The sequence below is a fragment of the Glutamicibacter sp. St.4D3 genome (genome assembly GCF_059728615.1).
Genome location: NZ_AP039380.1, coordinates 3,212,582 through 3,234,556, shown reverse-complemented (window position 1 = coordinate 3,234,556; position 21,975 = coordinate 3,212,582). Strand labels below are relative to the sequence as shown.

Sequence of the window (21,975 nt, the reverse complement as noted above, 5' to 3'; positions counted from 1 at the left end):
GGAACATTGTCGCTATGTGATGAAGCTTATAGTGTCATTTTTAGTTGAACTGTCCTTCGGAGGATGGTGGCCCTTGAAAAGTGAACCAACATCGGCTAAGGAGCCCTGATGGCAAAGAACGCAGCAGATAGCGCGGGGAGTGACGACTACGCGTTGGTGAGAGTCCCGCAGGAGGCCCGCTACGGATGGGGAGTCGTCGCCCTCCAGCGGTTTGGTCAGGTGTCCGCTCTGTCGCAGTTCCTCCTTGGGGCTGCCATCGGGTTCGGCATGAGCTTCTGGAACGCAGTCTTGGCTCTTGTCTTGGGGTCGGTGATTCTGGAGGTGGTGGCCATTTTGACCGGTATCATCGGCCAACGCGAAGGTCTTTCAACGTCGGTCCTGGCACGGTGGACAGGCTTCGGCAAGTACGGGGCTAGTCTTATCGCTCTTCTGATAGCTCTCAGCCTCATCGGCTGGTTCGGTGTCCAAAGTGCGGTAGCGGCAAATGGCCTGGTGGAACTCATGCCTGCACTACCAGCTTGGGTTTGGTCGCTTGTTATCGGTCTCGCCGTGACGGCGATTGTTGTCTATGGGTTTAGGAGTATGGCATGGACCGCCTACGTAACGGTTCCCGCATTCCTTCTTCTTGCAGGATGGTCGGTGTTCTCGGAACTCCAGCGGCACGACCTTGCCTCACTGGTCAATTCGGCTCCGCCTGGCCCAACTCTTAGCCTGGCCGCTGGGGCAACTCTGGTTGCTGGAGGCTTCATTGCCGGCATGGTCATCACACCGGACATGACACGTTTCAATCGAAAGGCCTCCGACGTTGTCAAGCAAACCCTATTAGGTGTCACCCTGGGTGAATTCACGGTCGCCCTCGCTGGTGTGTTGCTGGCTCACGCGCTGAAGACAAACGACGTCATCGCCATCGTCACTTCTAGTAGCGGCGTTGTGGGGACGATCATTATCGTCGCAGGAACGCTGAAAATGAACGACTGGAATCTTTATTCGGCCTCGCTCGGAGTGGTGAATTTCATTGAAACTGTGTTCCATAAGCGTGTTGGTCGAGGTTTCGTCACAGTTGTAGTCGGTGTCATCGGGAGCGTTATCGCAGCGGCTGGCATCCTCGATTATTTCGTGGGTTTCCTGACCGTACTTGGCATTGTGTTTCCGCCTGTGGCGGGAATTATGGCCGCGGAATACTACATCGTGAAGAAATGGCGCGCTGAGCTTTCAGGTTCCACTCCTCAGTTGCCTTCCAAGGAGCCGACTTGGGTCATCGGCACCTTGGTGGTCTGGAGCATCGCGATTTTAGTGGCTCTGGTATTGCCTTGGGGAATTCCCTCTGTGAATTCGCTCTTGGTTTCCGTCATCCTCTACGTGGTGGCGGGAAAACTCGGGCTCATTAAAGGAACCACCGAACATGACGTCGTCCAGGACCCATTAGATCAGTATCCATCCAATTCGGAATCCAAAATCGAGGAGAGCAAGTGAAAATCGGAATTGACGTTGGCGGTACGAACACCGATGCCGTGCTTGTGCAGGGAAACAAGGTATTAGCAGCAGTCAAGAGCCCCACGATGAGCAATGTAGCCAAGGGGATCGCTGATTCTGTGAGCCAGCTGCAGGCCGCCTTTCCGTTCGCTGCCGAGGACGTGGACGCCGTGATGATTGGCACCACTCAGTTCATCAATGCTCTGGTCGAGGCCGATCGGCTTGCTCCCACAGCAGCCATTAGGCTGGGCCTACCGGCCACTTCTGGACTGCCGCCATTCGTAGGTTGGCCGGACAGGATACGTGACGCCGTGCAGGCGTTGCCTTACCTCTGCCATGGAGGGCATGAGTTCGACGGCAGGGAAATTTCGGCGTTCGATCCAGTGGAGGTGCTCGACGCAGTTCGCGATGCCCAGGCGAACGGTGCACGGAGCTTTGCGGTGTCTTCAGTGTTTTCTCCGGTGAACCCGGAGATTGAACGGAGTGCTGCGAAGATCATTCTCGATGCATTCCCGGAGTTACCGGTCAGTCTTTCGAGCGAGATAGGACGTGTTGGTCTCCTTGAACGGGAAAACGCGACCATTATTAATGCAGCCCTACGTGAGCTTTCGCAGCACGTGTGCGGTTCCCTCGATGATTCGCTGGGTGCCCAGGGCATCGATGCGCCGGTGTTCTTGAGTCAGAACGACGGGACGCTCATGGACCTCGATTCCGCTCGCCAGTATCCAGTGGCCACTTTCGCCTCAGGGCCCACCAACTCGATGCGGGGTGCTGCACACCTCTCAGGACTGAAGGACTGCGTCGTGGTGGACGTCGGCGGGACCACAACTGATGTTGGTGTCCTCCAAGGAGGCTTCCCCCGGGAGGCGGCCACAGAGATCGAGGTAGCCGGGATCAGAACCAATTTCCGTATGCCGGACGTCCTCTCCGTAGGAATCGGTGGGGGAAGCCGTGTCCGAGTTGCTGATGATGGCGGCGTCACCGTGGGCCCGGACAGTGTTGGTTACAAGGTCGTAGAGGAGGCTCTGGTTTTCGGGGGGAATACTCTGACCGCAACGGACATCATGGTTGCCGCCGGCGTTGCCGAAATTGGTGACCCCAGGCTTGTTGCGCACCTCGACCGGGAACTCGTTGCGGCGGCACGCGCGGTAATAGGCGGAAGAATTGCCGAGACTGTGGACCGCATGCGCACAAGCTCGGATCCTGTACCTGTGGTGGCCGTAGGCGGCGGGGCATTCCTCGTCCCAGACAATATGGATTGCGCCAGTGAAGTGGCACGGCCGGAGAACCCGGGTGTGGCCAATGCAATCGGCGCCGCGATCGCCCAAGTAGGTGGAGAGGTTGACCGGATCTTCGCGATCGCTCCTGGACAGCGCGAACAGGTTATGGGCGAAGCGAAAGAAGAAGCTATCAACCGTGCCGTGGCCGCCGGAGCGGAGGCGAGCACCGTGGAAATTGTCGACATCGATGAACTGCCCCTCGCCTATCTGCCTGGCAATGCATCCCGCCTGCGGATCAAAGCCGTGGGCGACCTGCCCTCTGTTCGGTGACCCCAATATTTTTCATAACCTAGGAGTAAGAATGAGTTTTTTCCTTAAACCACAGGATCTACCCGACCTAGCACGTGGCGCGGCTGTTCTCGGGACCGGAGGTGGTGGCGATCCGCTCATTGGGCGTCTGCTGGTCGAGGAATGTCTTCGGAATGGGAAACGCATCGAGGTCATAGATCCTCAGGATCTTCGCGACGAAGACTTCATCATTTCTACCGCCATGATGGGTGCTCCCACTGTTGTGGTGGAGAAGACTCCCTCGGGGGTAGAGGCGTTGAATTCCCTCCGTGTGCTGGAGGCGCACCTCGGTAAACGAGCGGACGCGACGATCCCGATGGAGTGCGGCGGGCTGAACTCGATGGTTCCACTCGTAGTAGCGGCCCATGCTGGTATTCCCGTCGTAGACGGAGATGGTATGGGCCGGGCGTTCCCTGAGCTGCAAATGGAGACTTTCGGTGTTTACGGTGTTTCCGGGTCACCCCTAGTCGTTTCCGATGAGGCGGGGCGTAGCTGCATCGTGGATACCGGAACGGACAACAAGCGTATGGAGTCGTTTGCTCGGGCAGTGGCCATAAGGATGGGCGGTTCGGCGTATATAGCGGAGTACCCCATGTCCGGTGAAGACGTAAAACGCACGGCAATCCCGAACACGTTGTCCCTCGCACTCAACATTGGTCGAACGCTTCGTCAGGCCAAGGAGAACCACCGAGATCCGTTAGCGGAACTTTCCTCATTCCTCAAGGACACCATCTATGGATTCGGCACCGTGCTGATGCGGGGGAAAGTCGTTGATGTGGAACGCTTCATTAAGGACGGCTTCACCCAAGGCCAGGCGAAGATCTCCTCCTTCGATGGCAGTGAGGAAATGACCATCCGCTTCTGCAATGAAAATGTCGTTGCCTACCGAAACGGCGAGGTGGTCGCCATCGTCCCCGATCTCATCACGGTTACCGATATAGACCTCGGGTCTCCGATTAACTCGGAAGCCCTGCGTTACGGACAGCGCGTAGCTGTCTTCGGAATTGCGACCCCGAAGATCATGCGCACAGAGGCGGCCCTCGCCGTCTTCGGCCCGCAAGCCTTTGGGCTGGAAGAGCCTTGGACGCCCATTGAGGACCTATGCGCGGCGAAGGCGTCTGTATGAGCGGGACCTGCGTGGACAATGTCCTGTTGGAATGGCCCGTTTTCGACGGGCATAACGACCTGCCTTGGGCATTGCGCCAGAAATTCGGAAACAGCGTAGAGGCCGCCAATCTTGAATCGGGACAACCGCTCCTGCAAACCGATCTCCCTCGGTTGAGGCGCGGGGGAGTGGGTGCCCAATTCTGGTCCGTTTTCGTGCCTTCCAACCTTGGCTTGGGCGAATCCGTAATTGCCACGTTGGAGCAAATAGATTGCGTGCGTCGGATAGTCTGCGCCCACCCGGACGAGTTCGAACTCGTTGACACTGCTGCGCAGGTGCGTGCCGCAATCGGCAGAGGCAAAATAGCCTCGCTAATGGGAATGGAGGGCGGGCATAGCATTGCCGGATCTCTTGGCGTACTGCGCATGATGCGAGATCTCGGAGTGCGCTACATGACTCTCACACACAACGACAACACGCCTTGGGCTCGTTCTGCGACAGGTTTGGAAGTAGCGTACGGGCTTACTGACTTCGGCAGGGAAGTGGTCGCGGAGATGAACAGGATAGGGATGCTCGTCGACCTGTCTCACGTAGCCGAACAGACCATGTTGGATGCTCTTGAGTGTACAGAGTCGCCGGTTATCTTTTCTCATTCCTCTTGTCGGGCGATTTGTGGGCATTCACGTAACGTTCCCGATGCTGTACTCGAGCGGTTACCCGCTAATGGTGGGGTATTGATGGTGACCTTCGTTCCTGCGTTCGTCGCTGAGGAATGCAGGGAGTATCAGTCAAGAGCGGAGGCGAAGCGCTTGGAGCTGGGTCTTCCTATTGGATTCCACGATGGCACCCTTGGGGAAGACCCCGCTGCGGCCGCGGAATTCTCAAGGTGGGAAAGTGCGCATCCTTCGCCGACTGCGACGATTGATGATGTCATCCAGCACCTTGAGCATGCCCGTAACGTTGTCGGCCCCCGGCATCTGGGATTGGGCGGGGACTTTGACGGGATCGTGGAACTACCTCAAGGAATGGATGGGGTAGCTGGATACCGCCCGCTTTTGGAGGCGCTTGCAGAGCGCGGCTGGACCGACGGCGATCTCGCAGCTTTGACCCAAGGAAACGTGCTGCGGGTTCTCGAGGAAGCCGAAGAGGTGGCGAGGTACGACTCGGGAGCGCGTATGGTTTAGTCCGGCGCAACATAATCATGTCTTTCACCATCCTCGGCATGATGGCAAGAAACCTCGGCCGTTAGGTTCTCGTAGACGCGAAGGCTCATACACACCCGCAGCGGGAACGGAAGAGCGAGGGAATCGGCTACTAAAGCAATGGCGAAGGGTGCTGTCCCCAGCTCGAAGGGAGCGGGGTACAGCACCCTTCCTTGCTTCCTCTTGGTGTGTGCAGCGGGTGGAGGCTGTGCACCTCGCCTGGTAGCAAAGCAGTCGGGTTATGGCGGGTTCGGCCTCGGCTTTGGCAGGTTTTTCCTTCCTGCTGAACCACAATTTCAAACCCATTTGTTCTCCATGGCTAATCTGTGCCTTCTCGGTGTCGGTTCCCACCCCAGCAGCAGAATACTGCAGTCGCGCTGCGACAAGTACTAGGCTTCCTCAATCCGTTTGGCGATCCTGGGATGAGATTCGACCCGTTTCATTTACGTACATCGTCGAAGCCAAGGTCCCGCTGACAAGATGACCGTGCCGCTTAGGTGCTGTTGCTGTTTGACGCAAAATATCCTCCACACTCGGCTGACCTTTTAATGGTCGAGGATACTTCCTCATGCGTCACGCCGAGTATTTCAAAAACGAACGTTTTAGCGCCATCATCTCGATGCCTATCCCGGTTGGCGCCGCGCTCACCGGGCAGGTCGAGGACTCGTGTACGATTCGCCGCGAGCGCGATAGATTGTGACCATGGGCGTAGAAAGCATTAAGGCGACTCTCGTTGATCCGCGCTATGTGACCGAAGAAGACCTCACTCCGGTGTACCGCGTGGATTTCTGGAATGAGAACGGCGGCAGCAGCGAGCATCGGCTCGAGAATGCAGCGTGCGTGGACGACGTGTTGGCCTGGGCGGAAGCCAATAAGGGGAGGCGGCGGGCGGTGATCTGGGTTGAATATCGCCATGAAGGTGAAACCGGAATGTGCCGACTACGCGGGCAGGAGCCAACCGGTGACGATATGCCGTTGCTGCCGGGTTCATCGCTCGTCCCATGAGCGCGAAGACCGGGCTGACGAATCCGTGAGGCTAGGGAATTTTGCCCCGAGGGTAATTGTCCAGCCAGTGTCTGGACAATTGGTTATCGCGGTGTCCGCGATGGGACTGAGTCCTTTTCAATATGAACGAATGGCTTAGCGGGGCTCCTCGGGAGTGGCCCAGTCTAAGGCGGCGACGATGTCTTCAGCGTCAGGCAATGCTTCCTGTTCTGAGGCCGGTAATGATTCGTAGGTGTAGGTCGATACAGCCATAGGGGTATTGGACTGGTTCAGCGCGTATCGCACGGTGTGATCGTTGCGACTTCCACAGATAAGGATTCCTACGGTGGGGGAATGTGCGGGTCTGCGTAGTTTGTCGTCTACGAGGGCGATGTAGAACTGGAGCTTACCTGCGTATTCTGGCTGAAACTTACCGGTTTTGAGTTCGACGACCACGTAGCGGAGTTGTTCAACGTGGAAGAAGAGCAGGTCTAGGTAGAAATCGTCGCCGTCGACGTCGAAGTGGACTTGTCGTCCAACGAAGGCGAATCCGTGACCGAGTTCCCTGAGGGTTTCTACGATGCGATCCATGAGAGCTTGTTCTTGATCTCGTTCAGCTACCTCCCCGGTCAGGCCAAGAAATTCGAGCGCGTAGGGATCCTTAGCCATTTGCTGGACGAGCTCGGAGTCCGAGGAGGACAGGTGTTGAATGAAGTTGGAAGGCGCGGCGCCGGTGCGTTCCAGGGTTTTGTTCATGATCATGTTCATGAGTACGTTGCGGGACCATCCGTGTTGTACTGCTGCTGCGGCGTACCATTCTCGCGCTTTGGGGGGTGAGCTTCTTGTCGAGTAGGACTCGGATGTGGCCCCAGGGTAAATGTCCCACAGGTTGTGGGACATTTGGATCCCACTGTGACCATGCTGCGGCGAAGGCGCGCATGTAGTGCAAATTGCTGCGGGATAGTCCTGTCATGTCGGGGAATTCGCGATGCAAGTCCTCAGCCAGGCGTGTGATCACGGCACTGCCCACCCTTGTCGTTCTTGCTCCTCTAGAATCCGGTTCCCGATGTTCCAGTAAAGATCCACCAGAGCTGTGTTGAGGACGCGCTGGGCCTGTAATTTTGCGGCAGTTACATGGGTTTTAAGATCGGCGAGGAACTGCGCATAGCCGTCAGGAATCAGAGAATCTTGTGGGGGCATAGTACTCAGTCTATCGACGACCACGACAAGCGTGGCAGAGTACCGGGGTAGGACGCTGTAGCGCAGTAAAGGCCTAGACAATCAACGTTATAAGTGGCTCTTCAGGATTGAGGGTGTAAACGTGACCTGAAGAGCCACTATAATCCGCCTCGAAGAGATACCCGGAAAACGAGGCCGGGGACAACACACAAGAACTCGTCCCTAGCCTCGCTGTCGTGGACGGGTTACGCGTGCAAGACCCGCTTAGGGAGTCGGTGCGTGGTGACGGCTCCGATGGGAGCCATTGGGTGCAGCGGGTCCGGATCGGATGCACCTGTTGGGCCGCCGAGGCGGGAGTGCGCCACCGCACTCATGACCGCGTAGGCATCTCCTGCATTCCATCCATGCTCGCCGGTCAGAAATTCGAACATGTCCTCATAGCCGCGTTTAATGCTTTCCTGAACGGGATCGCCGAGGCCGACGAAGATCCATTCATCGTCGAGCTCAATTCGCGGTGCCCGCAGAGACATGGATTTCACCAAGTCTACTGATACTACGGCGGTCCCCTGGGCTTCGATAGCCACGAAAGAGGATTCACCTTCGGCCATGATGGCATGGATGTCGCCGATAGACAGGTATGCCCCTGGGACCATGACCGGCAGGTAGACGATAGCCCCGGGCCGACATTCGGTCAGGTCCATGTTCCCGCCCTGGCTGTAGGTAGGCATGATCGTGGAGTTGGTGCCTTCCGCGGGAGCGGTGCCGAGGCATCCGATCATCGGACGAGCTTCGAACGTGTGCCTGTCAGTCACGTGTACGCCATCCTGATCGATGGGAACGCGGCGGGCGAAGACTTCTTCTCCCATCTTGTCCTGAAGCGCTCCCGAGCCGGGAAGGCTAACCGACCACCCACAATCAATCAGTTGGATGTCGTGGATTCTCACGGCCAGCGCGTCTCCTGGTTCGGCGCCTTCAACGTAGACGGGACCGGTGACGGGATTGATTCCCACGGTGAGCTTATCCATGTCGCCGTACTCGTTGAGTTGGCGGTAGACCTCGTCGCTGGTTTCAAAACCAATGCGTTCCCCGGTGCCGGGGGTGATGCGCAAAGCTGGCATTTCGGTGGCCGAGAATCCGAATTTTCCGTGGGTGTTATCCAGAAAGTGCTCCATGTTTAGAGTCCTCCTCTTTCTCCCGTAGCCGGGATCTGATCTGCCTCTAGTTCTGATTCGCCTGAGAGGTCGGTCTTCTTACCGGTGATGCGGTAGTAGGTGAAGACCAACGCGCCGACGGCCAGCCAGACGACGCCTCCCACCTTCGCTTCGATGTTCGCATTCCACAAGACGTAACCGATGATCAGGAAGCCAATGATCGGCACGATGAGGTGCAACAGGAAGTTCTTGGATTTCTTCTTGCCCATGAAATACACGACGACGGAGACGTGCAGCAGCATGAACCCGAACAGGGCTCCGAAGTTCACCAGGGATGAGATTAGGTCGATCTGCCCAACGAAGAATAGAACGAGGATGGCCGAGAGGATCGAGACCAAGATGATGGCGTTTCGGGGTACACGGCGGTGGTTCAGAGTGTGCAAGAAGCGGGGGAGCTGCCCGTCGCGGCTCATGGAATACAGCAGGCGTGAGGTGGCTGCTTGGGCTGCCATGGCGTTGGCGATACCAACGGCTAGGACGTTGACAACGAAGAAGGCATTCATCCAGCCCGTGCTGGCCGCGGCTTGGACGATGGTGAAGAAAGCGTTCCCCTCGGCTTCAGGGTCGAAGGCATCCCGTCCACCGGCCAGGGAACTGGCCAGCCAGGTCTGGATGATGAACAGGAAAGCCACGATGAACAATGCTGCCACCATGGCCCGGCCGGTGGCTTTACGGCCTCCGGAGGCTTCCTCGGAGAGGGTGGCGATGCCGTCGAAGCCCAGGAAACTTAGGACCGCGATGGACAGTGCCGCAGCGATCAGGGGCCCGGTGACCTTGCTGGCGTCCCAGATCGGGTCGGTGGTAAAGAACGCGCCGGGAATGGTCTCGTTGTTTAGCGCTTTGACGGCGATGACGATGAACGCGACCACGAAGACCAGTTCTATGGCCAGGAACACCCGGTTGACCAGCTTCATGGAGCTGACTCCCATCATGTTGATGACCATGTTGATCGCAACGAAGATGAGTGCCCAGATCCAGCGTGGTGAGCCCGGGAAGAGCCCGACCATAGATTCGGCGGCGAAGACGTAGAGCAATGTCGGGACCAGCAGGTAGTCCAGGAGTATGGCCCATCCGGCAAAGAACCCTACATTTGGGTGGATACCGCGGCCGACGTAGGAGAAGACCGAACCGGCCAACGGGATAGTCTTGGCCATTTGCTGGTAGGCCAGGGCGGTGAAGACCATGGCAACGAGCCCGATGAGGTAGACCAGTGGAACCATGCCGCTCGCGGCGTTGTAGACGACTCCGAAGATCGCCCAAGGGGCAATCGGGACCATGAAGATCAACCCGTAGATCAGCAGGTCGGTGGTGGACAGGGATCGCTTGAGTTCCTGTTTGTAGCCATAGGCTTCTAGCTGTTGCTGAGGACTTAACTCGGATGAGTTATGGGGCGAAGGCATCTGCCATTGCTCGCTTTCACTAAAGGGGAGGATATGGAAGTGCTGCGGTTTTACGCGATGGAGTTCAGTTCGTCGTGATTGGCCAGGAAGTCGCCGATGACCTTGCGGAACCCTTCGGGGTGTTCCAGGTGCACGCAATGGCTTGCATCCGGATATACGTAAGCTCGGACGTCCTTGATGCCGTCCACGTAAGGCTGCCAAGTGGCAGGGGTGGCCTCGTCGTATTCCCCGGCCAGGACCAGAGTCGGGACCTCGATAGCTCCGAGGCGGTCGATGATGCTCCAATCGCGCAGGGTGCCGATCACGTGGAATTCATTGGGCCCGTTCATGGTGTGGTAAACGGTTGGCTCGGCTTCCATCTGCTCCTCGCTTTCCTGGAAATCCTGAGGTGTGGGATCGAGACGGCAGACATGACGGAGGTAGAACTCTTTTGCTGCAGCTAGGTACTCTGGGTCCGCCATCGTCCCCGCGGCTTCATGCAGCGCCAGGATCTGTTGGGTCGTCTTAGGCAGCCGGGAACGAAGTTCCGTCGCGGCTTCGGCCCAGAGCCCCATAGAGGCCGGGGAATTGCAGATGGCCAGACTCCTGAGGCCCGGAGGCCGGCGCACGGCGATTTCGGCACCCAGCATCCCACCCCATGACTGGCCCAGCAGGTGGTATTCGTCGAGGCCTAATTCCTGGACGAGGTTGGCGAACTCGTCGACGAAGAGCTGCGGGGTCCAAAAATCGGCAGGCGCTTCGGGCAGGTGCGTGCTGTTGCCGCAGCCGATCTGGTCATACAGGATCACGGTACGCCCGGTCTCGACCAGCTCGGCGAGGTTGCGAAGGTAGTTGTGGGCCATTCCTGGACCACCGTGGAGGACAATCAGGGGAAGGGCGTCATCCTGGGGAGCATCCGGCTCAGTGGCACGGATCCAGGTCTCGTGTTTTCCGAATGGGATTCTTGACTCGGTAACCTTGGGCATATGCGTTTCCTTTGCCTGCGTGTGAGGGAGACCACTGATCGAACAGATAATAGAATGGACTATTAAAGGTCCCATTACAAGACCTTTACGGAGATGAAGGATATTTCTAGTTCCATGAAAGGCAACATCCCTGCACCATCCATGATCGGACGTGACGGGGGTTCAGGCTTGGACAGTGCTTTGGAACCGCGTTCTAGTGTTGTGGACATGGTGGTCGACAGGCTGGTCACCGCCATTGCCGTAGGTGAATATCTCCCCGGCAGCCGCCTTCCGCCCGAGCGTGATTTGGCCGCGTCCCTTCAAGTGGGGAGGGTTACGATTCGTACCGCCTTGGCTCGGCTTGCGCAGCAGGGTCTGCTGGAAACCGTCCGTGGACGAGGAGGCGGTTCATTTGTCCGGGAACAGTGGGGTGCCACGTCCGGTGAATCAGTTCATCGGGCCCTCGCGGCTCGTTGGGACGAAATCCTGGACGTCTTCGAGGCGGTACGTTTGCTGCACGGAACGATTGCACGGGCGGCGGCCGAGAACCGGACGGAAGACGATATGCATGAGCTCCATGCCCGGTTGGAGGATTACCGCCAGGCGGACACGGGTTTGGAATCCCAGAGAGCTGATGAACGCTTCCACCTGGCTATCGGCAAGGCTGCGCATAACGCCACTTTGCAAGAGGTGCTTTTCCAGCTGGAATCCAAGATCAGTTTGACCGCGCCGGCGCACTTATGGGGGTCAGCCGAGGGTATGCGGGAGATGGAACTTCGCGCGCTAGCCGACCACGAACAGCTGGTGCAGGCAATCAACGATCAGCAACTGGAGCAGGCTGGCGCCCTCGGATCCGAACACGCTCGAATTGACCTGGAATTGTTCGAGGAGGCATTGCAAAAAGCCGACCGAAACCAGCCGGGAAAAACTCAGCCGCCGAAGGCATGAACTAGAAACTTCCTCGATCGCTATCCATCGGGCAATTGAACGCCCGGTTTCGTTCGCATCGGTACGGGGAAGACGGTGATGGTTCGTATGAAACTCAAATTCTTCCTGGAGACGGTCGCGCCACAAGGTCTTCGGACAATCCGTATCTAGGGAAGCTAGCGCTACTTGCTGTCTTGCGCGAAGACGGGGGAAGTGTTTCTCCGGGACGCGGAGATGGAGGCTGACTGTGACGACATTCTGTTGGCATCGGTCAGCGATTTCTCGCACTACCAGTCCGGCAGCGTACATGGCTCCCCACTTGGGATGTCGCGATACTTCTTAACCAGTCTGGGCAACAAAGGTACTGTAGGCCTCCAATGCATCGTAGATGCACCGGTAGTCCGTCTCGGGGTGGAGGGTGCCTAGTGGTGGTGTGCCGTCAGCTGTCGGTAGTAGCAGATACGATCGCTAGGAAGAGGATGAAATAATTTGGTGATCTTGAGATCCGGTAGATGGTGGGGCGTTTGTGGTGGGGCTTAATTTCACGGCGATAGATTTCGAGACTGCGAATGCTCGGCGGGCTTCGGTGTGTGCAGTTGGAATTGCTAGGGTTCGGGATGGTCAGATCGTGGAGCAGCTTTCGTGGTTGGTGAGGCCGGCGGCCGAGGTTGCGGAGTTTGCCCCGGCGAATATGGCCGTTCATGGTATTCGTCAGAGCGATGTTCTTGATGCGGTTGGCTGGGAGGAGTCGCATCGAAAGATCCTTGAGATTGTGGGTTCTGATCCGTTGGTTGCTTTTAATTCTGGTTTTGATGCGTCAGTTTTTCGCGCGGCCTCGAAGCTGGAGGGTGTTTCTCCCGAGAACTGGGAATGGCGTTGCGCGTGGCGTTTGGCCAAGAAGCATTTGGAGCTTCCTAGATATGATTTGCCGTCGGTTGTTCGCGAATTGAAGGTTCGTGGGTTGAAGCATCATGATGCAGGTTCGGATGCTGTAGCTTGCGCTAATGTCATCCTGGCGATTGCGCGGCGTGAGTCGCTGCACTCAGTGGACGAGCTGTGGCCTGAGCTGGTTCAAGGGAAGCCAAAGAGATCTAGTTCCTTTGCTGCTGGATCGATCAAGAAGGCTGACCTTCCTCTACCCAACAAGGATGCTGATCCGGGCCATCCTCTTTTTGGTCAGCACGTCACGGTGACGGGCGAATTCCAGCGTTATGACCGGATGGAAGCTTTTCGTCTTGCTGCGGATCTTGGGGCTGCAATTGAGTTGGGAACCACCTTGCGAACAACCATGCTTGTGGTTGCTGATGGGGACCCTCGGGCCCCTGGTTTTGATCTGAGCAAAGGCTCGACTAAGGCACGTAAAGCGCATGAGTACATCACCCGTCGTGGTCAGCGAATTGAGATACTCAGTGCTGAGGAGTTCTATGAAGTTCTAGAGGCACGTGTAGAAAAAGTAGAAGACCAGTTGCCCAGTGAGCCATTAATCGCGGACACATTGCCAGAGACACCGGAGCTTTTGCAGCCGAAGAGGGAACAGAGCCCCGAGTCCATCAAGGTAACGAGCGATGTTTCTGCCCAGGGGATGTTTGAGGACGTTGCGTCTGAGGAAACTTCGCTTGTTGAAACGGGGAGATCAACATCAGCGGGGGCAATTCTTTCTTCCGTCGATCAGGGGAGGTTCTCGAAGGAGGAAGCAGAGAGCGTTCAGCGGTTCAAACGGGAGAAACCACGGCATGTTTGGCGCGTTGCGAGGCGTTTTCTGCGTGTGAGTCTAGCGGTGATCTTGTTTCTGGGGGCTGCACTTTTCCTTATTGCTGGGATTGGTTTGTCCGGGACAGAAGTTGCGGCAGCTGTCTTTTCATTTTTCCTCGCGGTGGGATGCGCGGTCGGTGGTGTATTTCTTATGAGAAGAAAGAAAATCTAGCCGAGTCTCGGCTAGTTTGAATAGAACGCGTGGCAAGTCATCAGCAACGATCTTAGGCCGTGCACGGGCCACGATCTCCTCTAGTGAGTGACCTCGGGGTGCGCGGCTTGTGGCTTGTGTGCGGGCGGTCGATTGGTTCCGGCTGTCCATCATGGGTACGGAAAAGCAGCGGAGCGGGAGGGCTTTTTTCGTGCCCATGTGGGCAGGAGGCTCAGGCATGCAACCCGGGTGGAAAACAAGAGCTTGCACTCACCGTGAGGTCGCGAATTTTCAATTCAAGTGAGACCAGTGGGTGCTAAGCGGCCTACATTTCTTCACCTTCTTCCTGCTTCACCGGTTGGTTGATCCAAGCGGTCGGGGGCAGCTGCAGCTTCTTCGGGAAACGATGCTGCCCCAACCGTTCGGGGTGCTCCTGCAACGCTTTGTGCGGTGCGGCCAGCCGTTGGTCATCAACTTGCCCAGTGATCCCGAAATGCACGTCCGCCGGCGTGTGGAATGCGGGACTGTGACGAAAAATAGCTCGGCCGCTAAAGGCTCTACGGTACGACTCGTTTGGTGCGGCGGTGGAAAGCGTCGTCCGAGTATATCCGCGGGTCGGGCCCCGGTGGGAGCGCGGGGCCCGATATTAGTAGCGGCAGAATTACTATTTGACTGGTTCCCAGGCGCCGGTTCCGACGGTGCGTTCAGATGTATGTTCTTGAAAACGGTTGAGGTGGAAAGTGCGCAAGATCGGGTGGGCTTCGCCGGTGACGATTTCCTCCGCAAGTAGCTCACCGAGGATCAATCCTAGGGTCGCTCCGGAGTGGGTGAAGAGGGTGTGTAGTCCGTGGATTGAGGGGACGGAACCGATTACCGGTTCGCCATCACCAGGGATCGGCTTGAGTCCGGCTCCGACGCTTTGGGCAGTTAGTACGGGGTTTCCGGCCAGTACCTTCGAGGCTTCCTCTAGCAGGCCCTGCACCACGTCTTCTGGGACTGTGAAGTTACCATCCGGCTCGACCACCAGAGCTTGCTCAGACCAGTCGGCGTCGAGTACGAGGCGTCCATCGGGAGTGGGGCGCACCGCAACCCGTGGGGTATTCAATACGGTGTGTACCTTTAGATCGACAGGGTCGGTAAAAAGCACGAAGGCTGCTGGGGTGGCATCCGGGATGCTGACTCCGAGTTCCGCGAGTTGGATCGGTACCTGACCACCGGTGGCAAGCACCACCTCGTCGGCGTCGATGGTGCTGCCGTCAGCGAGGGTGATTCCTACGGCGCGCCCGTCGCGGACGGTGACTGTTGCGAGGCCTGTGTTCTCGATGATTTTCGCCCCTTGGGCCACGGCTTCGGCCGCCAGCGCGGGAACGAAGTCGGGCAGGTTCACCCATCCTTCGCCAGGGTTATAGATCGCGCCTTCATCGGCGACGGCTGCAGCATTAACATCGGGTGCGAACTGGGTGATTTGCTCGCGTGTGACCCATCGGGAGTCGTAGCCGCCGGAGCGTTCAAAGGCGTAGGTGTCGCGGAAGCTTTCACCTGGGGCGGCCCATTTCAGGGCCCCGTCGAAGCGGAGGTATTCGCGGCTTTCGGGGTGTCGGTAGCTCCAGGTGCGGTAGCGGTCCATGGCTAGCATGCGCAGGTAGTGGTACTCGGGTGAGCGGGCTCCGGAGGAGTTGAGCCACGCAATGGATCGGCTGCTAGCGCCGTCGGCTAGGAGACCTGAGGTGGCCAGTGTGACTTCGGCGCCGGAGCGTACCAGGTGCATGGCTGTGGAGATGCCGAGGATACCGCCGCCGATAATCGCTACGTGCTTTGCAGAGGAAGATGAGGGCATGAGGTTGTGCTTTCTTCAGAGTTAAGTGGTTCTGTGGTCCAGACGGTCAGGGACTATTCGATGGCCGTATCGCGGTGGATGGTTTCAATGAGGCGCAAGACGCTTAAGCTGTCCCGCGGATCAACCGGGATCGGCCCGGCCTGGCGCAAGCACGTTGCTAAAACGCGATAGAACTGCGGGTAGTCCCCGGGCAGTGTGGGCACTGGACGAGGGGCATGGTTATCCACCAGCTGACCCCAGTTTTCTTCCGGCTTTCTTCCGTACTCGGCGTGTGTTGGGCTCATGCCGGAGGCCAGCTGCGGTTCCTGCGGGTCAAGGCCATAGCTGGTGTAGGCGCCATCGTTTCCGGCCAGTTGGAATCGCGCGCCGGCGGCGGCGTTCAGGCTGCTCATGGTCAGTCGGGACTGAGTGCCCGAGCTGTGGTGGAGCAGGAGGTACGCGTCTTCTTCGGCGTTGGCCTGATCGGTCAGCGCGCGTAGGGAGGCTTGTACCTTTTCAACCGGGCCGAACAGCTCTATTGCCTGGTCAATCAGATGGGTTCCTAGGTCGTAGAGAATGCCCCCGCCTTCCTGAGGGGGCAGCTCGGCCTTCCAGCCACGCATTCCTTGGGGTTTGAACCATTCAAAACGTGACTCGAAGGTGTGGACGGTGCCCAGCGCTTGGTCCGCAAGTAGTTTTTTGACGGTGAGGAAGTCACCGTCCCACCGACGGTTTTGGTAGACCGTGAGAGTCAGTCCTCGCTCGGCGGCTAGGTCTAGGAGTCCTTCACCCTGTGCGCTGTGCACGACGAAGGGTTTGTCGATGACCACGTTCAGGTCGTGTTCGAGTGCCGCCCGGGCGATATCGAAATGAGTCTGCGGAGGGGTACCGATGATCAGTAGATCCAGCTGGTCCGCTGCATTCAGCACCTCCCGGTAGCTGGGCACAATGGTGGCGTGTGGGTATTCTTGGGCAGCTTGCTTCTGACGTTCGGGATCAGATGTTGCGATGACCGAGATCTCGAAGTCTGGGTTGGCTGCCAGCAACGGCGCATGGAAGATCTTACCGGAGACGCCATAACCGATGATGGCGGTACGGATGGTAGGTGTCATTTTAAAGTACCTCGTCTAGGAAACGGCGCAGGCGGTCGGATTTTGGGTAATTGAACAGGTCTTCAGGGGACCCTGATTCGATGACTTCTCCTTCATCCATGAACACCACCTGGTCTGCCACCTTGCGGGCAAAGCCCATTTCGTGAGTGACCACGACCATAGTCATGCCGCGTTGGCACAGATCAGCCATGAGCTTGAGTACGCCTTTGACAAGTTCTGGGTCTAGTGCGCTAGTGGCTTCGTCGAAGAGCATGATTTCCGGTTCCATGGCTAGAGCCCTGGCGATAGCTACACGCTGTTGCTGACCGCCGGACAGATCTCTTGGCCGGTGGTCACTGCGTTCAGCTAGACCAACTTCGTTCAATCGTCTAGCGGCCAGGTCTTCGGCCTTTTTCCGGTTCATTCCCTTGACTTTCCAGGGGGCCAGCGCGACATTCTGTAAGGCCGTGTGATCCGGGAAGAGATTGAAGTGCTGGAACACCATACCGATGCGTTTGCGCACTTCGTCGGGGCGATCTCCAAGAATTGAGGAGCCGTTGACGAGCACGTCGCCGTGCTTGGGCTCATGCAGTCGGTTGATACCGCGCAGCAGCGTGGATTTACCCGATCCGGAGGGCCCGATAATGCAAGTGGTGGTGCCTGGTGCGACCTCCAGATTGATATTGTGCAGAATCTCAATGTCGCCGTAGGCCATGGTCACATCGGTCAGTTTCAGTGAGGACCCCTGAAATTCCTTGGTCGCGCTCATGCTCGGCCTCCTTGCGTTGAGACTTCCAGTTCCGTGACTTCGTTCAACCCGCTGGTCGGGGGAGTCGCTTTGCGACGTCCTGTGCGGAATTTTTGATCGATGTAATTCACTAGGTGGGTCAGCGGGACGGTGATGATCAGGTAGAACATACCCGCAGCGACCAATGGCGAGAGGTTACCGGTAAGTACGGCGGCGTCCTGGCCGACGCGGAACAGTTCGCGTTCCAGGGGCAGCAGTCCCAGGAAGTACACCAGAGAGGAGTCTTTTACGATGGCGATGAACTGGTTGACCAGTGCCGGCAGCACGCGGCGGATGCCTTGCGGAATAACGACCAGTAGCATAGCCCGTCCATAGGACATCCCCAGTGCACGGCAGGCCTCTAGCTGGCCCTTTTCTACTGCTTGGATGCCTGAACGGAAAATCTCGCCGATGTAGGCGCTGGCAATGAGACTGAGCGCAATAATCCCTAGTGGGTACGGTGAAGGACCGAATATGTTCTGAGAAATCCCGGTAAAGCCGCGTCCAATCAACAAGATGGTGAGGATGGCTGGCAGCCCGCGGAAGAGGTCGGTGTAGATGCGTGCCGGAATCCGAAGCCAACGCGTTTGAGCGATGCCCATAATGGCAATGATCATGCCGAGCACGGTGCCGATGATGGTTGCACTGATCGAAATGATCAGGGTGTTGGTTAGCCCGGTTTTGAGTAGCTGGGGGAGGACCTCGAGCATTGAGTCGAAGTCAAGAAATGCTTTGGCGATACTGTCGAAGAATTCCATAGATATTCCTTGCCCTTTGGCGGGGTCCGGCGCTTGAGCTGGCCCACCAAAAGTGGTAACTAGGAGTCGTTGTTGCTGGACTCGGCGCCGGTCTGCTCGGCCTTGGGCAGGTATTGCTCGGGCATTGGGGAGCCCGGGAACCACTTCTGGTAGAGCTCCTTCCAGGTACCGTCTTCCATGGCCTCGGACAGGGCCTGGTTCAACGCTTCGCGCAGCGCATCGTTTTCGGGAGCAACGGCAAATCCGGCCGGTGCGTCAAAGGAGGGTTCGTTCAAGGCATTTTCCAGGTCATACTGTTTGGTGTAGTCCTTGGCTGCTTCGTAGTCGAGGAAGTGCGCATCGACTGATCCGGCGTTCAGTCCAGAGACTGCGGTGTTATTGTCTGGGAACCGAACGATGTCGGTGTTGGTGAAGGTCTTGACTGCGTATGCTTCCTGAAGACTGCCCTGCACGACGCCGAGGCGTTTGCCGTCGAGGTCCTCCTTGGAGTTGATGTTCATCTGCGGGGTGGCCAAGACGGTTAAATACCCGGCGAGGTAACCATCGGAGAACTCAACGGTCTGCTTGCGCTCTTCGGTGATTCCTATTGCAGCAACACCCACGTCGAACTGACCATTGGCTACGGCCGAGAGTAGAGCCGAGAAGTCTTGTCCAGTAAAGACGACGTTCTCCACACCGATGCGGTGGGCTACGTCGGTGAATAGTTCTACGTCGAAGCCTGTGAACTCACCTTGGGCATCAGTGAAAGTGTATGGCTTACTGTCGCCGATGCTAGCCACGCGGATAGTGTCGGGTTGGATGAGGTTGTAGGGATTGTCCTGCGTAGCGGAGGCGTTGCCAGAACCGCAGGCGGTCATGGTCAAGGCGCTGAGGGCCAATACTGCCGTGGCCGCAACAGCGCGGAAACCGAGCCGATTTTTCATATGGATTCTCCATTCGGTGTTGGGCGATTACAGGCCACCCAAAGATTTTGATCGAGACTCAGAGACCGGTCTCTATGAGCTATATGAGACCGGTCTCAATCTCATTATGATGTAAGTTACACTTCAATTTGAAGTGAGGTCAAGAGGTTAAGGAAAAGTTAAATGGCTCGACGACAAGGAACCGGCGAGGTTACCATTTCCGATGTGGCGCGGCGTGCCGGCGTATCTAAAGCTCAGGCGGCTCGCGCCATGGGCGGCTATGGGTCAGTCAGCAGCGAGGTCAAGCAACTCGTCATGCAGGCCGCTCAGGAGCTCCGTTATCGCCCCAACGCTTTGGCGCGCAGTATCAATACTGGTAAGTCTCAATCAATAGGTGTGGTTGTTGGAGACGTTGAAAACCCGTATTTCGGACAGGTGATCCGTGGCATCAGTGATGTCGCGCGTCATCATGATTACGATGTGGTTCTGGCTAATACCGGCGAATCTCTTCAAGACGAAGAGAAGGCTGTGAAGGTGCTGCTCGATAAACGGGTGGACGGATTGTTGATATGCCCGACGTCGCGCTCCGCGCATAGTCATATACTCGATGCTGAACGAGCCGGACGTCCGGTCGTACTTTTTGACCGAGATATTTCGGTTCCCGCTCTTGATGTGGTGCAGATGAGTATCGCTGAGGTGACCAGCCAAGTCATAGACTCACTGATTGACGCTGGACATCGTCGCATCGCTTATATTTCCACATTGAAACTTTCTACTCGGAAGTTTGTACCTGGGCAGGAACTTGATCTCTCGACAGTGACTCAGCGTGTGGATGGTATCTGCCTGGCTCTTAAGAGATCTGGGATCGAAATAGATCCTGAGCTCTTCCGTTTTGGGGCCACGGACCGTGAGGCTATGCAGCAGCTCGTAGAAGAGCTAATGCATCTATCTTCGCCGCCTACAGCGTTGGTTGCTTCTGACTCGCTTGTGGCGCTTGATCTATTAAGTGTCCTTAGGCGCCGAGACCTTCGGGTTCCAACAGATATTTCTGTGGTGATGCTGGACGACCAGCCCTGGGCCGAGTTGGTGGAGCCGCCTATTACGTCGGTATTTCAGCCAGCTTATGATCTGGGGGAGCAGGCGGCGGGTGCTCTCTTTGAGCGCATTGAGGGGACTACTGGCGGGCGCAGAATTTGGCTGACTCCGAATTTGGTTCATCGATCCTCGGTGGCACCCCCCCCAGGTTGGCGTGAACTAGATAGATAGAGTCTTTGTCTGGCGGAATGATTCAGGGCCCTCGGATCGAGTGAGCGCTTATTCGGCTGCGCAACGGCATAGGCGGGAACCGGGAGAACCGGAAAAGGATGTAGGGGTCTTGTTCCTTGGCGTTTCCACTTTTCAGAGCCCGTGCATAGGCCAAGATCGCTGTGGTGAGTTAACTCAGATACCGTAGCTTGTGGCCTGTGCGCGGGCGATCGATTGGTTCCTGCTGTCCACGTGTGTGCAGGAAAAGCAGCGGAGCGGGGAGGGCTTTTGCTGTGCACAAGTGAGCAGGAGGCCACATGCGCCACCACGGCTAAGGCAATGGGCCGGTACTCATCGAAAGGTGAATACCGGCCCATAACTTTGTGCGTTCTTAGACTTCGTCCGAGCCGCTGGACTTGTTGCTCTTTTTGCGTGGAAGACGGCGGCTCGGAGAGGCGATTTTGTTCAGCTCGGTTTGTGTCCATCCCTACTTCGGGGCAGCGGCAAAAGCTTTCCTCTCTGCGGCCTTGGCCTCCTCCAAATACTGTTCGGCTTCGATGTGGGCAGCAATTACTTGGGCAATTTCGTTCGCGGCTTGCATGCGTAAGTCGTCTTGCGTTTGAAGCTGTTCAAGAATCCGGTCTGTTGCGTGACTCATGACTCGCGCCTTCCAGTAAAGTTGCGCCGTTTCAGCGGTGCCGCTCCGGTGAAGGTTTAATCTTTCCAGCGTAGTGAGGTCAGGTTACCAAGCCAACGTACGTTGCACTTGCATTGGGCGAGGTGATCCACGGTCTTGGCGGAGCGAGGTGATCCACGGTTACCTCATCGTAGGAGAGCACGTTTACCCACGGGCGCATCGTGCCATACACGCCATCGCGCTGCTTAGGGGTGAGCTTTTGAATCTGTTCCAAGGACTGGGCCAAAGTCAGATGCCCACAGGCTTTGAGCAGGTCACGGACCGTGAAATCCTCAGGATCATGCCCTGCACGTCATGCACCCGTACGGTACCCACCCGGGAACGGGGGCCACGGGTCATATCGACAATGTCGCGTTTGTTGGAGGTGGCCAGTGTCGGCCCGCCGGTTTCTAGGACCTGCGGGACGCAGACACAGGAGATTTTGCCCGCGCGTGGCCCCATCAACCAAATCTGCACCCACTCGTAGGAGCCGTACAAGGGCTCGTGATTGCTGACGAGTTTGGCCAGCACCCGGGTGCCGGCTTTGGTCGCTCCGAGGCGTTTAGCATCCGTCTGGGCTGCTGGCTCTTCCAGGGCCTTGAAGTCTTTGGCGTGGCCCATCTCCTTGGCCAGGTGATCCACTCGGGAGCTGATGCCTCGACTGCGCTTGGAACCTTATGCAAAATAGTAAGGACATTACTCTTCTTCGGAGGCCTCGGCTTTTACGTTGTGCTGACACGCCAGGGATTCAGGGTGTTGAGTTGAGGGGATGCACTCTCAATGCTGAAGGGCCGGTTTGCCATT

At 57.3% G+C, this 21,975-nt stretch carries 18 protein-coding genes and 2 pseudogenes; 8 read left to right on the top strand and 12 right to left on the bottom strand.

Annotated elements, in window-relative coordinates; all coding sequences use genetic code 11:
* The first annotated feature begins 108 nt into the window (after positions 1-108).
* The 5 genes from AC6I21_RS14875 to AC6I21_RS14855 all read left to right on the top strand — a co-directional run bounded on the left by AC6I21_RS14875 (position 109) and on the right by AC6I21_RS14855 (position 6,353).
* Positions 109-1,473: a purine-cytosine permease family protein gene (locus tag AC6I21_RS14875; protein ID WP_497762783.1), complete on the top strand. Its 1,365-nt coding sequence runs from the start codon at positions 109-111 to the stop codon at positions 1,471-1,473.
* The gene (locus AC6I21_RS14870) at positions 1,470-3,023 is read left to right on the top strand and encodes a hydantoinase/oxoprolinase N-terminal domain-containing protein (RefSeq protein ID WP_497762782.1); all 1,554 of its coding nucleotides are present in this window, start codon (positions 1,470-1,472) and stop codon (positions 3,021-3,023) included. The genes AC6I21_RS14875 and AC6I21_RS14870 overlap by 4 nt, the downstream gene beginning before the upstream one ends.
* A 31-nt stretch (positions 3,024-3,054) precedes the next feature.
* Entirely contained in the window at positions 3,055-4,167 is a 1,113-nt protein-coding gene (locus AC6I21_RS14865; RefSeq protein WP_497762781.1) for an S-methyl thiohydantoin desulfurase family protein, read from the top strand.
* A gap of 11 nt (positions 4,168-4,178) precedes the next feature.
* Positions 4,179-5,330: a dipeptidase gene (locus AC6I21_RS14860; protein ID WP_497762780.1), complete on the top strand. Its 1,152-nt coding sequence runs from the start codon at positions 4,179-4,181 to the stop codon at positions 5,328-5,330.
* Positions 5,331-6,050: 720 nt separating this feature from the next.
* Entirely contained in the window at positions 6,051-6,353 is a 303-nt protein-coding gene (locus tag AC6I21_RS14855) for a hypothetical protein (protein WP_497762779.1), read from the top strand.
* Between the two features lie 135 nt (positions 6,354-6,488).
* Here AC6I21_RS14855 and AC6I21_RS14850 read toward each other — a convergent pair.
* From AC6I21_RS14850 to AC6I21_RS14835, 4 genes and pseudogenes are all read right to left on the bottom strand, one after another.
* Positions 6,489-7,532 (bottom strand): annotated as a pseudogene (locus AC6I21_RS14850) (PDDEXK nuclease domain-containing protein).
* Between the two features lie 224 nt (positions 7,533-7,756).
* The gene (locus AC6I21_RS14845) at positions 7,757-8,683 is read right to left on the bottom strand and encodes an acetamidase/formamidase family protein (protein WP_497762778.1); all 927 of its coding nucleotides are present in this window, start codon (positions 8,681-8,683) and stop codon (positions 7,757-7,759) included.
* 2 nt (positions 8,684-8,685) lie between these two features.
* On the bottom strand, positions 8,686-10,122 hold the full coding sequence (locus tag AC6I21_RS14840; RefSeq protein ID WP_497762777.1) for an APC family permease: 1,437 nt from the start codon (positions 10,120-10,122) through the stop codon (positions 8,686-8,688).
* Between the two features lie 50 nt (positions 10,123-10,172).
* Positions 10,173-11,087 (bottom strand): proline iminopeptidase-family hydrolase, encoded by a 915-nt coding sequence (locus tag AC6I21_RS14835; RefSeq protein ID WP_497762776.1) that lies wholly within the window; start codon positions 11,085-11,087, stop codon positions 10,173-10,175.
* A 114-nt stretch (positions 11,088-11,201) separates the two neighbouring features.
* On the opposite strand from AC6I21_RS14835, the gene AC6I21_RS14830 reads away from it, so the two are divergent.
* Both AC6I21_RS14830 and AC6I21_RS14825 read left to right on the top strand, forming a co-directional pair.
* Positions 11,202-12,014, top strand: coding sequence for a FadR/GntR family transcriptional regulator (locus AC6I21_RS14830; RefSeq protein ID WP_497762775.1), 813 nt, complete (start codon positions 11,202-11,204; stop codon positions 12,012-12,014).
* A gap of 505 nt (positions 12,015-12,519) precedes the next feature.
* Positions 12,520-13,917 (top strand): exonuclease domain-containing protein, encoded by a 1,398-nt coding sequence (locus AC6I21_RS14825; RefSeq protein ID WP_497762774.1) that lies wholly within the window; start codon positions 12,520-12,522, stop codon positions 13,915-13,917.
* A gap of 304 nt (positions 13,918-14,221) precedes the next feature.
* Here the strand turns inward: AC6I21_RS14825 and AC6I21_RS14820 are convergent.
* The 6 genes and pseudogenes from AC6I21_RS14820 to AC6I21_RS14795 form a co-directional block, all read right to left on the bottom strand.
* A pseudogene (locus tag AC6I21_RS14820) lies at positions 14,222-14,455 on the bottom strand (IS3-like element ISAar44 family transposase); the annotation flags it as partial.
* A gap of 105 nt (positions 14,456-14,560) precedes the next feature.
* Positions 14,561-15,733 (bottom strand): NAD(P)/FAD-dependent oxidoreductase, encoded by a 1,173-nt coding sequence (locus AC6I21_RS14815; protein ID WP_497762773.1) that lies wholly within the window; start codon positions 15,731-15,733, stop codon positions 14,561-14,563.
* 53 nt (positions 15,734-15,786) lie between these two features.
* Positions 15,787-16,824: a Gfo/Idh/MocA family protein gene (locus AC6I21_RS14810; RefSeq protein ID WP_497762772.1), complete on the bottom strand. Its 1,038-nt coding sequence runs from the start codon at positions 16,822-16,824 to the stop codon at positions 15,787-15,789.
* 1 nt (position 16,825) lies between these two features.
* On the bottom strand, positions 16,826-17,572 hold the full coding sequence (locus AC6I21_RS14805) for an amino acid ABC transporter ATP-binding protein (RefSeq protein WP_497762771.1): 747 nt from the start codon (positions 17,570-17,572) through the stop codon (positions 16,826-16,828).
* Positions 17,569-18,348: an amino acid ABC transporter permease gene (locus AC6I21_RS14800; RefSeq protein ID WP_497762770.1), complete on the bottom strand. Its 780-nt coding sequence runs from the start codon at positions 18,346-18,348 to the stop codon at positions 17,569-17,571. The genes AC6I21_RS14805 and AC6I21_RS14800 overlap by 4 nt, the downstream gene beginning before the upstream one ends.
* A gap of 59 nt (positions 18,349-18,407) precedes the next feature.
* Positions 18,408-19,271: an ABC transporter substrate-binding protein gene (locus tag AC6I21_RS14795; protein ID WP_497762769.1), complete on the bottom strand. Its 864-nt coding sequence runs from the start codon at positions 19,269-19,271 to the stop codon at positions 18,408-18,410.
* 162 nt (positions 19,272-19,433) lie between these two features.
* On the opposite strand from AC6I21_RS14795, the gene AC6I21_RS14790 reads away from it, so the two are divergent.
* Entirely contained in the window at positions 19,434-20,516 is a 1,083-nt protein-coding gene (locus AC6I21_RS14790; protein ID WP_497762768.1) for a LacI family DNA-binding transcriptional regulator, read from the top strand.
* Between the two features lie 466 nt (positions 20,517-20,982).
* Here AC6I21_RS14790 and AC6I21_RS14785 read toward each other — a convergent pair whose 3' ends face one another.
* Positions 20,983-21,153 (bottom strand): hypothetical protein, encoded by a 171-nt coding sequence (locus AC6I21_RS14785; protein ID WP_497762767.1) that lies wholly within the window; start codon positions 21,151-21,153, stop codon positions 20,983-20,985.
* 267 nt (positions 21,154-21,420) lie between these two features.
* Positions 21,421-21,813 carry a hypothetical protein gene (locus AC6I21_RS14780; protein WP_497762766.1) on the bottom strand — a complete coding sequence of 131 codons (393 nt, stop codon included), beginning with the start codon at positions 21,811-21,813 and terminating at the stop codon, positions 21,421-21,423.
* Between the last annotated feature and the right edge of the window lie 162 nt (positions 21,814-21,975).